Source organism: Arthrobacter sp. NPDC093128 (assembly GCF_040683875.1).
Classification (GTDB): Bacteria; Actinomycetota; Actinomycetes; order Actinomycetales; family Micrococcaceae; genus Arthrobacter.
In genome coordinates this window covers 272,100-285,502 of record NZ_JBFBEY010000003.1, presented here as the reverse complement: position 1 = coordinate 285,502, position 13,403 = coordinate 272,100, and the positions used below count along the sequence as shown (strand labels likewise).

At 66.0% G+C, this 13,403-nt stretch carries 11 protein-coding genes; 4 read left to right on the top strand and 7 right to left on the bottom strand.

Annotated elements, in window-relative coordinates:
* Nucleotides 1–19 precede the first annotated feature (19 nt).
* The gene (locus tag AB0N24_RS05110; protein ID WP_104172951.1) at nt 20–409 is read right to left on the bottom strand and encodes an iron-sulfur cluster assembly accessory protein; all 390 of its coding nucleotides are present in this window, start codon (nt 407–409) and stop codon (nt 20–22) included.
* Nucleotides 410–617: 208 nt separating this feature from the next.
* Nucleotides 618–2,048: a dipeptidase gene (locus tag AB0N24_RS05105; RefSeq protein WP_364121313.1), complete on the bottom strand. Its 1,431-nt coding sequence runs from the start codon at nt 2,046–2,048 to the stop codon at nt 618–620.
* Between the two features lie 132 nt (nt 2,049–2,180).
* On the opposite strand from AB0N24_RS05105, the gene AB0N24_RS05100 reads away from it, so the two are divergent.
* A complete protein-coding gene (locus AB0N24_RS05100; protein WP_364121311.1) occupies nt 2,181–2,783 on the top strand; it encodes a DUF3043 domain-containing protein in 603 nt (200 codons plus the stop codon).
* Nucleotides 2,784–2,859: 76 nt separating this feature from the next.
* On the opposite strand, the gene AB0N24_RS05095 is transcribed toward AB0N24_RS05100, so the two are convergent.
* A complete protein-coding gene (locus AB0N24_RS05095; RefSeq protein ID WP_364121309.1) occupies nt 2,860–3,933 on the bottom strand; it encodes a quinone-dependent dihydroorotate dehydrogenase in 1,074 nt (357 codons plus the stop codon).
* 124 nt (nt 3,934–4,057) lie between these two features.
* On the opposite strand from AB0N24_RS05095, the gene AB0N24_RS05090 reads away from it, so the two are divergent.
* Together AB0N24_RS05090 and AB0N24_RS05085 are read left to right on the top strand one after the other, a co-directional pair.
* Nucleotides 4,058–5,068: an alpha/beta hydrolase gene (locus tag AB0N24_RS05090; RefSeq protein ID WP_364121306.1), complete on the top strand. Its 1,011-nt coding sequence runs from the start codon at nt 4,058–4,060 to the stop codon at nt 5,066–5,068.
* An 8-nt stretch (nt 5,069–5,076) separates the two neighbouring features.
* On the top strand, nt 5,077–6,150 hold the full coding sequence (locus AB0N24_RS05085; RefSeq protein WP_364121304.1) for an alpha/beta hydrolase: 1,074 nt from the start codon (nt 5,077–5,079) through the stop codon (nt 6,148–6,150).
* Here AB0N24_RS05085 and AB0N24_RS05080 read toward each other — a convergent pair.
* The 3 genes from AB0N24_RS05080 to leuA all read right to left on the bottom strand — a co-directional run bounded on the left by AB0N24_RS05080 (nt 6,138) and on the right by leuA (nt 9,565).
* Nucleotides 6,138–6,974, bottom strand: coding sequence for an isoprenyl transferase (locus AB0N24_RS05080; RefSeq protein WP_364121301.1), 837 nt, complete (start codon nt 6,972–6,974; stop codon nt 6,138–6,140). The genes AB0N24_RS05085 and AB0N24_RS05080 overlap by 13 nt on opposite strands.
* A gap of 2 nt (nt 6,975–6,976) precedes the next feature.
* Nucleotides 6,977–7,747 carry a DNA repair protein RecO gene (recO, locus tag AB0N24_RS05075; RefSeq protein ID WP_364121299.1) on the bottom strand — a complete coding sequence of 257 codons (771 nt, stop codon included), beginning with the start codon at nt 7,745–7,747 and terminating at the stop codon, nt 6,977–6,979.
* 78 nt (nt 7,748–7,825) lie between these two features.
* Entirely contained in the window at nt 7,826–9,565 is a 1,740-nt protein-coding gene (gene leuA, locus AB0N24_RS05070; RefSeq protein WP_364121296.1) for a 2-isopropylmalate synthase, read from the bottom strand.
* A 254-nt stretch (nt 9,566–9,819) separates the two neighbouring features.
* On the opposite strand from leuA, the gene AB0N24_RS05065 reads away from it, so the two are divergent.
* A complete protein-coding gene (locus AB0N24_RS05065) occupies nt 9,820–11,772 on the top strand; it encodes a M13-type metalloendopeptidase (protein WP_364121293.1) in 1,953 nt (650 codons plus the stop codon).
* 81 nt (nt 11,773–11,853) lie between these two features.
* Here AB0N24_RS05065 and AB0N24_RS05060 read toward each other — a convergent pair whose 3' ends face one another.
* Nucleotides 11,854–13,341: an LCP family protein gene (locus AB0N24_RS05060; RefSeq protein WP_364121635.1), complete on the bottom strand. Its 1,488-nt coding sequence runs from the start codon at nt 13,339–13,341 to the stop codon at nt 11,854–11,856.
* Nucleotides 13,342–13,403 lie beyond the last annotated feature (62 nt).

The window sequence follows — 13,403 nt, the reverse complement described above, 5'->3', positions numbered from 1 at the left end:
CACGGGGCAAACAGCCAGGTTAGTGGAATGAATCTCCGCATGCGCAGGAACCGCCGGCGTTGGGGTTGTCGATGGTGAATCCCTGCTTCGAGATGGTGTCCTCGAAGTCAATGCTGGCGCCGCTCAGGTACGGAACGCTCATTTTGTCCACTACGACCTCGACGCCGTCATAGTCGCGCACGGCGTCTCCGTCGAGCAGCCGCTCGTCGAAGTAGAGCTGGTAGATCAGCCCGGAGCAACCGCCCGGCTGGACAGCAACGCGCAGACGAAGGTCGGTACGGCCTTCCTGCTCCAGCAGGCTGCGTACCTTGCCGGCGGCGACGTCGGTCAGCTTGACCTCGTGTGTGGCCAGGTCCTCGCTTGCGGTGCCGGTGGCTGCGTTGCTGTTTTCATTGGTTGTAGTGCTCATTGGCCTACCTTCTTACGACGGTGGTGGCGACTCGGCTTTCGCGTTGCCCGCCCCTACGGAAACGGTATGGGCTATAGCTACATGCTACGTCGATCCTGCGTGTAGCTCTAACTCCTGACGTAACCGTGGCCATACCCTGAATGTTCCCTGACGAATCCGGAACGGACCCGCCAGGGAACAGCCGCGTGCCGCCCCTGAGGTCCAGGTATCAGCCCAGGCCCTCATGGTTTAACCGCGCCAACAGGAGCGCTTCGGCCACGACGGCGTTGCGGAAGTCCTCCAGGTGAAGCGACTCGTTGGCGCTGTGGGCCCTCGAATCCGGGTCCTCAACACCGGTTACCAGGATCTGCACTTCCGGGTAGGCGTCAGTGAGGTCCGCAATAAAGGGAATGGAACCGCCGATCCCCATTTCCACGGCAGGAACACCCCAGGCCTCCCCCAGCGCCCACATTGCCATCCCGGCAGCCACGGAATCCGTGTCCGTCAGGAACGGGTTTCCGCTCTCCCCCGGCGTAAACACCACCTTCGCGCCGAACGGCGCATTGGCTTCCACGTGGTTCCGCATGGCGGCCATCGCGTCGGCCGGGTCCTGTCCCGGGGCCAGCCGCAGGCTGAACTTGGCCCGTGCCCGGGGCAGCAGGGTATTGGAGGCCATGTCCACGGCGGGAGCGTCGAAGCCGATGATGGAGAGGGCCGGCTTGGTCCATAGCCGTGAGGCAATGGTCCCGGTACCGGCCAGCCGGACGCCGTCGAGCACTGATGCGTCGGCCCGGTATTCAGCTTCCGTCAGGTCGACGGCAACATCGTCCCTGCTGACCAAGCCCAGTACCGCGACGTTGCCGTCGTCGTCGTGGAGCGTGGCGATGAGGCGGGAAAGCAGTGTCGGAGCGTCCAGCACTGCCCCGCCGAACATCCCGGAGTGAACGGCGTGTTCCAGGACCTGGACCTCGATGGTCCCGTCGACCAGGCCGCGCAGGCTGGTGGTCAGGGCCGGGATGCCGACCTTCCAGTTGCTGGAGTCCGCCACGACAATGACGTCTGCACGCAGCAGCTCGCGGTGGGTGTCGAGGAAGGTGCGGAACGTCGGCGAGCCGGCCTCTTCCTCGCCTTCGAAGAAGAACGTCACACCGATGCCCAGTTCGTCGGCAAGCACGTCGGTGACAGCGGCATAGGCGGCGATGTGGGCCATGATGCCTGCTTTGTCATCGGCCGCGCCCCGCCCGTAAAGCCGGCCGTCACGTTCGACGGCGGTGAACGGTTCGGACTCCCACAGCGCCAGGTCTCCGGTCGGCTGGACGTCGTGGTGGGCGTACAGCAGGATCGTTGGCTTTCCCGCGGCCGCGGTCCGGCGCGCCACCACGGCCGGCCCGCCCGGAGTGCCGTCCTCTTTGTTGCACCGCAGGATCCGGACATCCTTGATTCCCGCAGCACGCACCAGCTCGGCCACAGCCTCGGCGCTGCGGTCCAGCGGGGCAGGATCGAAGCTTGGCCAGGCGATACCCGGGAGCTTCACCAGGTCCTTCAGGTGTCCAACCGTGGTGTCAAAGGACGCGTGTACGGCCCGGCGCAGGGCATCGACGTCGATCTCGCCGAATCCTGCGCTGAATTTTTGCGGGGTCCCCGCCGGTGATGAAGTCATGGCCAAAACCCTACCTGTGCCGGGGACCACAGGAAACACTCCGGATGCCTCCCGCCGGCTCCCCCGTTCCGTCGCCGGCGGAGTAGTGTGACGCAGGACTTTTCGCATGCGGGTGCAAGGTATTCTGTAGGGGTGTTTGGACGTAAAAAGGAAGCGCCAACGGCGCAGGACGTAGTTGACCAGCAGGCGGCCGAGGCTTTGGCCCGGCAGGATGCAGCCCTTGGCAAGGGCGCACCCACGCCCAAGCGCAAGGCCCAGGAAGCGGCGCGGAAGCGTCCCCTGGTGCCGGAGGACCGGAAGGCCTCCAAAGCAGCAGAACGGGCGGCCGTCCAGGACCAGCGGATCAAGATGCGCCAGGCCCTGGACACCGGCGACGAGAAATTCCTGCCCCTTCGGGACAAGGGTCCGCAGAAGCGCTACGCGCGCGACTATGTGGATGCCCGTTTCAGCCTGGGCGAGTACCTGATGTTCGGAGCCCTGGTGTTCGTCATAGTCTCGCTTCTGGTGCCGTCCACCAGCGAGTCGATGATCTATGTCCTGGGCGGGTTCTGGGTCATGTTCCTTGCTGTGTTCGTTGACGTGTTCATCCTGTCGCGGAAGCTCCGAAAGCGGCTGACCGAGAAGTTCGGCGAGGTGGAACGCGGCACCGTCTGGTACGGATCCATGCGCTCGCTCCAGTTCCGCAAGCTGCGCCTTCCCAAGCCGCTCGTAAAGCGCGGAGAATTCCCCGCCTGACACAGGCCACAAAAGCCCCCGGCAGTCCGACTGCCGGGGGCTTTTCTGTCTCAGGCGCCGTTCGCCGACGTTCGGCTTAGCGCCGGACGGGGTGCTTGGCCAGCTGCCGGTTGATGCGCGCTGCCCAGAAGGGTCCTTCGTAGAGGAACGCCGTGTAGCCCTGCACCAGCGTGGCCCCGGCATCGAGCCTTTCCTGGACGTCCTTGGCAGTCTCCACGCCGCCCACGGACACCAATGTAAGGGAACCGCCGGTTGCTTCCCTGAGGCGGCGCAGGACTTGCAGGGACCGTTCCTTCAGGGGAGCGCCGGACAGGCCGCCGGCTCCGCATTCCTGGATTTTTGCCGGGTCGGCGGTGAGCCCCTCGCGGCCGATTGTCGTGTTCGTGGCGATGATTCCGTCCAGCTTCAGGTCCAGGGCCAGCCGCGCGACGTCGTCGATGTCCTCGTCCGTCAGGTCCGGGGCGATCTTCACCAGGAGCGGGACGTGCCTTCCGGCGGCCTTGTCCGCCTCCTCCCCCACTGCCTTGAGCAGGGGTCGGAGGGTTTCCACGTTCTGAAGCAGGCGGAGCCCCGGCGTGTTGGGAGAACTGACGTTGACCACCAGATAGTCGGCTGCGGGCGCAAGGTTCCGGGCGCTGATGAGGTAATCGCCGACGGCGTCTTCGAGCTCCACCACCTTGCTCTTGCCGATGTTGACGCCGATCACCGGACGGACGGCCGGGTGCCGGCGCTGCAAGGCAGCCCTCGCGGACTTGAGCCGGGGGGCGACGGAGGTGGCGCCGTCGTTGTTGAACCCCATCCGGTTGATGACGGCTTTGTCCTCGACGAGGCGGAACAGCCGGGGCTTTTCGTTGCCGGGCTGGGCCTGCCCCGTGATGGTACCGACCTCCACATGGCCGAAGCCGAGCTCGGTCAGCGACTCGATGCCGTGCCCCTCCTTGTCAAAGCCCGCGGCGAGGCCGAACGGCGAGGGAAACGTCAGGCCGAAAGCGGAGGTCTGCAGCGACGGCGCGGGGGCCGTGAACTTCGCCAGAACCTTGCCCGCCCCTGAGGTGTGGGCAAGCCTGATGGCCCGAAAGCCGATCTTGTGGGCGCGTTCGGCGTCCATCCATGAAAAGGCCAAGCGGAAGAAGGTGGGATATACGCGCATGACTCCAGTTTTCCGGTTCCGGCTGCGCAGACCAAACCGGCGCGCAGGTCCGGCCGCGGTGTGACGCATCCTGCAGGCACTGTGGTTGCTCGCTGCTGCCGCGCGCGTTGTCTAGGCTGGGCAGATGAAGTGGCACACAGATATCCTGGGGGATGATTTCGAAGCCTTGACCTACCAGGCGACGGGCGCCGACGGCGTGGAGCGCACGGCAACCCTGGTGCGGCACGTGCCAGAAGGCGGAACGGACCGGCACGGCCACACGGTTCCCCGGTTGCTCCCCCGCCGGTCCATCCTGTTCCTGCACGGTTGGAGCGACTACTTCTTCAATGTGGAGCTGGCCGAGTTCTGGACAAACAAGGGCTTTGAGTTTTTTGCGCTGGACATGCACAATCACGGCCGGAGCCTGCAGCCTGATACCCCCGGCGGCTTCGTGGCCGATCTCGATGACTATGACGCAGAGATCAGCAAGGCGATCGGACTCATCGGCTCCCTCTGGCCGGAGGAAGCCGGCAGGCCGTCGCTGACCCTGATGGGCCACTCGACCGGAGGGCTTGTCGCCGCCCTGTGGGTCAGCCGCCATCCGGGGGTTGCCGCCCAGCTGGTCCTTAACAGCCCGTGGCTCGAAATGCACGGCCGCTCCCTGGTCCGGCGGGCGGCCCGGTCAATGGTCGGCCCGCTGGCGCATTACCGGCCGGAAGCGGTGCTGCGGCTGCCGGAGCGCGGATTCTATTGGCGGAGCATCAGCAGCGAGGCTGAGGGTGAGTGGACGGTGGACACCAAATACCGGCCGCCGATGGCTTTTCCCGTGCGGGCCGGTTGGCTTAGGGCCGTGCTGGCCGGGCATTCCAGGGTGGCCCGCGGGCTCCGGATCGACGTCCCCATCCTGGTGCTCCTGTCCGGGGCCAGCGAAACCGGAATGTTCTGGACCGAGGCGATGCGCAGGACCGACGCCGTGCTGGATGTGAACACCATTGCCATCCGGGCCATGGCCCTGGGCCGGTCGGTCACGCTGGAACGGATCGACGGCGCACTCCACGACGTCTTCCTGTCTCCGGCCCACGTCCGGGCCGATGCCTACGCCCGGCTGAGCCGCTGGATCCGGGGATACATCCCGGATGACGGCGGCACGGAATGAACGGGGCCGTGCCGAGCCCGCCGGTGTGGGGGCCTGACCAGCTCGGTGACGGGTTCGAGTGTGTGGAGCTTCCGTTGGCCGACGACGACGAAGGCGCGGTGTGTGCCACGCTGGTGCGGTACGTGCCCGCCACCCCGCCGGGTCCGCCGGCCTTCTTCGCAGCCCTGCGCAAGAACATGTTCCACAACCTGGAATGGCCGGGATCGGAAGCGCGGACACACAACGGATCCGCACGCCCCGTAGCCGTCCTCTACCTGCATGGCTGGGCGGACTACTTCCTGCAGGCAGAACTTGCGAAGCACGTCGGCGCACACGGGCTCCATTTCTATGCCCTCGACCTGCGGAAGTTTGGCCGCAGCCTGCGGAGCTGGCAGACACCCGGCTACACCACCGACCTGGGCGTCTATGACGAAGACATTGCGGCCGCGATGGCAGCGATTAGGGCGGATGTGGCGTTGCGTACCGGTTTGGCGGCGGACCCTGCCGTCCACATGCTGGCGCATTCACTGGGCGGGCTGATCGGCGCGCTCTGGGCCGACCGCCATCCCGGCGCCCTGGGGACACTCATCCTGAATGCCCCCTGGCTGGAGCTCCAGGGCAGCAGCCTGCTCCGGAACATCGCCATGCACCTCGTGGAGCCGTTCGCGCGCACCGATCCCAAGAGGCCTTTCCATTTCCCGGAAATGCCGGGCTATTGGCAGAGCGTCAGCGACCAGGCGCACGGGGAATGGTTCCTTGATCCGCAGTGGCGCCCGACGGCGTCGTTCCCCATCCGTGCCGGCTGGACCCGGGCAGTCCTTGCCGGACACTCGGCCGTCGAACGGCGGCTGGACATCGGAGCGCCGGTCCTGGTGATGCTCTCGGACCGCACCAGGATCCAGGCCGAGTGGTCCGAGGAGCTGATGCGGGTGGACGCCGTGATTGACGTCGAGCAGACCGCCCGCCGCGCGCTGGGCCTTGGCCGGCGCACGGCCGTCTTCCGCTACCCGGGGGCCATCCACGACATCTTCCTCTCGCGCCGCGAGGTGCGGCAGGAAGCGTACCGCGACCTGGTCGCCTGGCTGCATTCCTATCCGGGCTGACCGCCTGCCGGTGCCGCGGCATCCACGGCACCGCCGTACCGGCGGTCACGCCGGGCATAGACTTCGACGGCGTCCCACAGGGTCCGGCGGTCGACGTCGGGCCAGAGCGTGTCCATAAAGACGAACTCCGCATAGGCGGACTGCCACAGCATGAAGTTGGAGAGCCGCTGCTCACCGGAGCTTCGGAGGAAGAGGTCGACGTCGGGAAGGTCGGGTTCGTCCAGGTACTTCTGGATGGTCCGCTCCGTGATGGCACCCGGTTTGAGCCGGCCGGCCGCCACGTCTTCGGCAATCGCCGTGACCGCATCCGCGATTTCAGCGCGGCCGCCGTAATTAACACACATGGTCAACGTGCACGTGCTGTTGCCCCGGGTGTAATCCTCGGCCTCTTCCAGTTCCCGGATCACCGAGCCCCACAGCCTGGGCCGGCGCCCCGACCAGCGGATGCGCACGCCCCACTCGTCCAGCTGGTTCCGCTGGCGTCGTAGCACATCCTTGTTAAAACCCATCAGGAAGCGGACTTCCTCCGGGGACCGCCGCCAGTTCTCCGTGGAGAAGGCGTACACGGTGACGTACTTGATGCCCAGCTCAATGGCGCCGGCAACAACGTCCAGGAGCGCCGGCTCGCCGGCCTTGTGGCCCTCGATCCGCGGCAGCCCCCGCTGGTTGGCCCAGCGGCCGTTGCCGTCCATGACGATCGCCACATGCTGGGGAATGAACTCGTCGGGAATGGACGGCGGCACGGCCCCGGAACTGTGCCGGTACGGTGCGGTCACCGGTGTGGTCCGCTGCCGGACGGGAGTTTTCTTCTTTCCAAGGGCCACTGTCAGCTACGCTCCACATGTTTGAGGGATTTCAGCACACGTTCAAGATGCCATTGCAGGTAGCTGGCCACCAAACCGGCAGCTTCCCGCCGGTGGACCGCCACGGAGGCATCCGCCGTCGCCCAGTCCCCTGTCAGCAGTGCCCCGAGAAGGAAAACTGTTTCGGCTGCGGGTGCGGGCGATCCCGGCGGACGGCAGTTGGCGCACACCATGCCGCCCAGTGGCGCCGAAAACGCCGTGTGCGGTCCCGGCGCGCCGCAGCGGGCGCACGACGTGAAGCTTGGTGCCCAGCCCCCGGTGGCCAGGGCACGCAGCAGATATGAATCGAGGATGAGTTCCGGGGTGTGCTCGCCCCTGCTCAGCGAGGCCAGAGCCCCGACCAGGAGGTTGTATTGCGCCGTACCGGATTCGCCGTCCACGTCCGTCAGCTTCTCGGCTGTCTCGGTCATGGCGGCTGCAACCGTGTAGCGGCCGTAGTCCGCCGCGATGCTGCCCCCGTAGGCGCCCTTGGCTACGGCCTGGGTGACGATATCCAGTGTCCGGCCCGAAATCAGCTGAAGGTCCGCCACCATAAAAGGTTCCAGCCGGGCGCCGAAGCGGCTGCTTGTGCGGCGCACGCCCTTGGCCACCGCGCGGACCTGGCCGTGGTGTTTGGTGAGGAGCGTGATGATCCGGTCGGCTTCGCCCAGCTTATGGGTGCGCAGCACGACGGCATCATCCCGGTACGCGCGCGCAGAAAATGAGGATTGTTGGGCCACAGTTAATCTTCGCACTGACCTTCCGGATAACGCGGCTGCTGCGCCCCCGGATTGATCCGGGAGCGCAGCAGGTCAGCGGGACGGGTGATGGGTTTAGGCCTGGGCGTCCCGGACCGCGCGGTTGACTGCCGAAATGACGGCCTTCAGCGAGGACGTGGTGGTGTTGGAGTCAATGCCGACGCCCCACAGGACCCGCTCGCCGACCGCGCACTCAACGTACGCCGCGGCACGGGCGTTGCCGCCTTCCGAGAGCGCGTGCTCGCTGTAGTCCAGGACCCGGACATCCACGCCGTCCTGGCCCAGGATCGCCAGCAGCGCCGCGATCGGGCCGTTGCCGGAGCCGGTCCGGCGGACCTGGACGCCGTCCACGGTGACCGTCGCGTGCAAGGTCATGGCGCCGTCGTCGTCCGTTTCCGTGCTGAACGAGCCCAGCGAATAGCGGCCCCACTGGCCGTCCTCCTTGCTGGAGGGCAGGTACTCGTCCTGGAAGGTCTGCCAGAGCTGGGCGCCGCTGACCTCGCCGCCCACGGTGTCCGTCCGCTGCTGGATCACGCCGGAGAACTCGATCTGCGCACGGCGCGGCAGGTCCAGGCTGTGCTCGTTCTTCAACAGGTAAGCCACGCCGCCCTTGCCCGACTGCGAGTTGACCCGGATGACGGCTTCGTAGCTGCGGCCCAGGTCCTTGGGGTCCACCGGCAGGTACGGAACCTGCCAGGTGTAGTCGGCCACATCCTTGCCGGCGGCAGCAGCGTCCTTCTCGAGGGCTTCGAAGCCCTTCTTGATGGCGTCCTGGTGCGAGCCGGAGAACGCCGTGAAGACGAGGTCGCCGCCGTACGGCGAACGCTCCGCCACCGGCAGCTGGTTGCAGTACTCCACGGTGCGGCGGACGTCGTCGATATCGGAGAAGTCGATCATGGGATCGATGCCCTGGACGAACATGTTCAGGCCCAGGGTGACCAGGTCCACGTTGCCGGTCCGCTCGCCGTTTCCGAACAGGCAGCCTTCAATCCGGTCCGCGCCGGCGAGGTAGCCCAGCTCGGCGGCGGCAACGCCGGTGCCGCGGTCGTTGTGCGGGTGCAGGGAGAGGATGATGCCCTCGCGGGGGTGCAGGTGGCGACTCATCCACTCGATGGAGTCGGCGTAGACATTGGGAGTGGCCATTTCGACCGTCGCCGGCAGGTTGATGATGACCTGGCTGTCGGCGGAGGCCTCGAAAACGTCAGCCACGGCGTTGCAGACGCGGACGGCGTACTCCAGTTCCGTTCCGGTGAAGGATTCCGGCGAGTACTCGTACGTGACGTGCGTGTCCGCCAGCGTTTCCTCGTACTTCTTGCACAGGCGGGCGCCCTGGAGCGCGATGTCCAGGATGCCGTCCTCGTCCTGGTTGAAGACGACGCGGCGCTGCAGGACCGATGTCGAGTTGTACAGGTGGACGATGGCCTGCTTGGCGCCGACCAGGGACTCGTAGGTCCGCTCGATCAGGTGCTCGCGTGCCTGCGTCAGCACCTGGATGGTGACGTCGTCCGGAATGTGGTTGCCCTCAATCAGCTGGCGGACGAAGTCGAAGTCAGTCTGCGATGCGGACGGGAAACCGACCTCGATCTCCTTGTAACCCATGCGGACCAGCAGGTCGAACATCTTCATCTTGCGGGCCGGGCTCATGGGGTCGATCAGGGCCTGGTTGCCGTCCCTGAGGTCAACGGCGCACCAGCGCGGGGCCTTGGTGATGACTTTGTCCGGCCAGGTCCGGTCCGGCAGTTCAACGTTGATCTGGTCCTGGAACGGGACGTAGCGGTGGACCGGCATTCCTGAGGGCTTCTGTGCGTTTCGCATGACTATCGGGGCCTTTTCTGTGGTTCCTGTTTGAAAGGTGGCCGGGCAACACTAACTCCGCGACGAGGATGGGCCTTGCGCTAGATCGCGTCTGAGGCCTCGCCGCGGCAGCTAAGAAGAAGCAGTTCTGCGCGCACCATTTCACAGTAACACGGGTGCGTAAGATGAAGGAGCAACACCTCCAGCAACGTCCACTATGCAGACGCTGCCACCGGTGCCAGCGCCGGAGGCAGCCCTCACCTGAAGGAGCACTTGTGCCAAACTCGGGGATTGACCTGTCCAATATCGACCACAGCGTGCGGCCGCAGGATGACCTGTACCAGCACATCAACGGCGCGTGGCTGAAAAGCACGACCATCCCGGACGACCGCCCCCTGGAAGGCACATTCACGGCCTTGCGGGACGGCTCCGAGCTGGCGGTCAGGGAAATCATCGAAGAAGCCGCAGGACGCGGCGATGACGCCAGCGGCATCGAGCGGAAGGTCGGGGACCTCTACAACAGCTTCATGGACGAAGCCACCGTGGAAGCGAAGGGCATGGACCCCATCCGGGAACGGCTTGCGGCAGTCTTCGCCACCGCCTCCGCACGGGATGTCATCGAACTCGCCGGAAGGCTGTTCCGCTCTGACGTGTCCGGGCTTTTCTACATCTACCCGGCCCCCGATGCCGGCAACCCGGACCGGATCCTGCTGTACACCGGGCAGGGCGGCCTCGGCCTGCCGGACGAGTCGTACTACCGCGAAGAGAAGTTCGCCCCCATGGTCAAGGCCTACGGCGAGCATGTGCGGACCATGCTCAGCCTCGCGGGGACTGCCGATCCCGACGGCGCCGCGGAGCGCGTGGTCGGGCTGGAGACGGCCCTGGCCGCCCACCACTGGGACAACGTCACACTGCGGGATCCGCAGAAAACGTACAACCTGAAATCCGCGGCAGAGGCGGTGGAGCTTTTCCCCCTGATGGACGCCTGGTTCGAGGCCGCCGGGATCACTCCGGAGAAACGCGAAGAGGTAGTGGTCAGCACCCCTGATTTCTTCGCCGGAGCGGCCGGCCTGCTCGAATCCGAACCGCTGGCAGCGTGGCAGGACTGGCTGGCCATGCGGGTTGTCAGCTCCGCGGCGCCTTATCTGTCCTCCGGATTCGTGGACGCGAACTTCGCTTTTTACGGCACCACCATCAGCGGAACGCCGCGCAACAAGGACCGCTGGAAGCGGGGAGTCGCCGTCGTCGAAGCATCCCTGGGCGAGGCCGTCGGCCAGATCTACGTCTCCCGGCACTTTCCCGAAACCCACAAGGCGCACATGCAGACGCTGGTGGCCAACCTCATCGAGGCGTACCGGCAGAGCATCACCGGGCTCACCTGGATGGGCGAGGACACCAAGCTGGAGGCCCTGAAGAAACTCGACGCATTCCGCGCCAAAATCGGCTACCCCGATGAGTGGATCGACTACTCCGCAGTGGAGATCGACCCCGCCGACCTCTTGGGGAACGTCGAGCGGGCCCACAACGCCGACGTCGACCGTCACCTCGACGAGGTCGGCAAGCCGGTTGACCGGAACAAGTGGCTGATGACGCCGCAGACGGTCAACGCGTATTACCACCCGCTGCTCAACGAGATCGTGTTCCCGGCGGCAATCCTGCAGGCGCCGTTCTTCACGGCGGACGCCGACGACGCCGTCAACTACGGCGGCATCGGCGCCGTCATCGGGCACGAGATCGGCCACGGCTTCGATGACCAGGGCTCGCAGTTCGACGGCGGGGGTACCCTCCGCAACTGGTGGACCGAGGATGACCGGAAAGCCTTCGAGGCCCTGACATCCAAGCTGGTGGCCCAGTTCAACGCATTGTCGCCCACCGCGGCGCCGGGCCACCATGTCAACGGCAAGCTCACGCTCGGCGAAAACATCGGCGATCTCGGCGGGCTCACCATCGCGTACAAGGCGTATCTGATCAGCCTCGACGGCGCGGAACCGCCGGTGCTGGACGGCCTGACCGGCCAGCAGCGGTTCTTCGCATCCTGGGCTGCCGGCTGGCGGCAGGTGATCCGGAACGAAGAAGCCATCCGCAGGCTGGCCACGGACCCGCACTCCCCCAACGAGTTCCGCACCAATGCAATCGCCAGCAACCTGGATGCCTTCCATGAGGCATTCGACGTGGCGGAGCAGGACGGGATGTGGCTGCCGGCAGAAGAGCGCGTCAGCATCTGGTAAAAGACCGGCCGCGAAAAAGGCCTGCGGGGCCGGCCACGAAGAGTGGCCGGCCCCGCAGGCCTTCAGTTTTTTGCCGGTGCGCTAGCGGGTGATCAGCTCCGGGTTGGCCTGCTGGCACACAGTGTCCCCGGCCGTCTGGTTCACGATGTCGGTCGGGAGGGCCACGCCCATCTTGGTGCCGGACATGAAGTCCGTACCCAGATAGACCTGCACGCCACTGACGCCGGCCGCGGGAAGGACCTGCGTGGCCGGAATGTCCATCAACGCCGCGACGTCCGCCGCCACGTCCTCAAAGCCCGGTCCATAGTAGACGGCCGTCTTTTCGATAGGCTGCGCCACGAGCTCAGCCACCTGGGTGAAGCCGCCGGCAATGATCGCCTGGGTGATTTCCTGGGCCCGTGCCGGTACGCCCGTTCCGTTCGCAACGGTCACCGGCTGCAGCGCCTTGTCGTAGGCGGGCGGCGCGGTCTCCGTCGGTGTCGACGGCGAGGGCGCGGGGGCTGACTCGCTCGGTTCGGCCGTGGGCGTCGGGGTTGCCGTCGGGTCGGTCAGGTCAATGTCCTTGCGCAGCGCGGCGAAGAGCTGGGATGCGGCCGGCTCGGCAACGGCCAGCCTGTTGGGGTCGGCGGGCGCAGGGGTGGTCGGCACGGCCGCAAACGCGACCTTGCTGATGTCAATGTTCTTGAGCCGGTTGCCGATGGTCAGCAGCGACGGAACGGACGCCAATCCATCGTCAACGGTGAGGTTCTGCGTCACGACGTCGGCAATTTTCAGCATCTTCTGGGGATCGGACAACGTGCCGTCATCCTTGATCTTCCGGGTCAGCGACGACAGGAAGCCCTGCTGCGCCTTGATGCGGCCCAGGTCGCCGCCGTCCGCGAAGGCATGCCTGGTCCGCAGGAACGCCAGCGCCTGCTCACCCTGCACCTGCGAATTCCCGGCGGGGAGGCGGAGCCTGGAGTCGGGGTCGTAAACCGCGTCGCTGATGCAGACTTCCACGCCGCCCACAGCGTTGGAGAGCTCCTTGACCGCGTTGAAATCCGCCATCATGAAGTGGTCGATTTCCAGTCCGGTGATTTTGTTCACCGTATCCACGGCACAGCCGATGCCGGCCTGCTTCATGGCTTCGTTGATCATCACGCCGCTCTGGGCGGGGAACACCTGTTTCGTCTTCTGGTCGGTGCACTCCGGAATGTCCACCAGCAGGTCACGCGGGAAGCTGATCACGCTGACCCGCTTGTTGTCCGCCGAGATGTCCATCATCATCATGACGTCCGACTGGCCATAGCCCGTGGAATCCTCAGAGGTGCCGTAGTCCGAGTTCTTGCCGTCGCGGGTGTCCGAGCCCAGGATCAGGATCTGCATCCGGTCCTTGGAGTCGTTGACCGGCTCCTCCGTCCGGTTGCTTCCGGCCCCCAGCGGTGCCTTGCTGATGTTCATCTGAAAGCGGACCACCCAGAAGGCGGCGAAGGCCAGGCCGCCCACCAGGACGAGGGCAAGGACGGCAGTTGCCACCTTGAGCCAGGCAGGCTTGCCGCGCATGGCGCCCAAGTGCCGGGCGGGGCCCATGGCCTTGTTATCCGAGTGCCGGGCGGCGGCGTCGGACACTGGCGAACCAGCGCCTTGTCCGG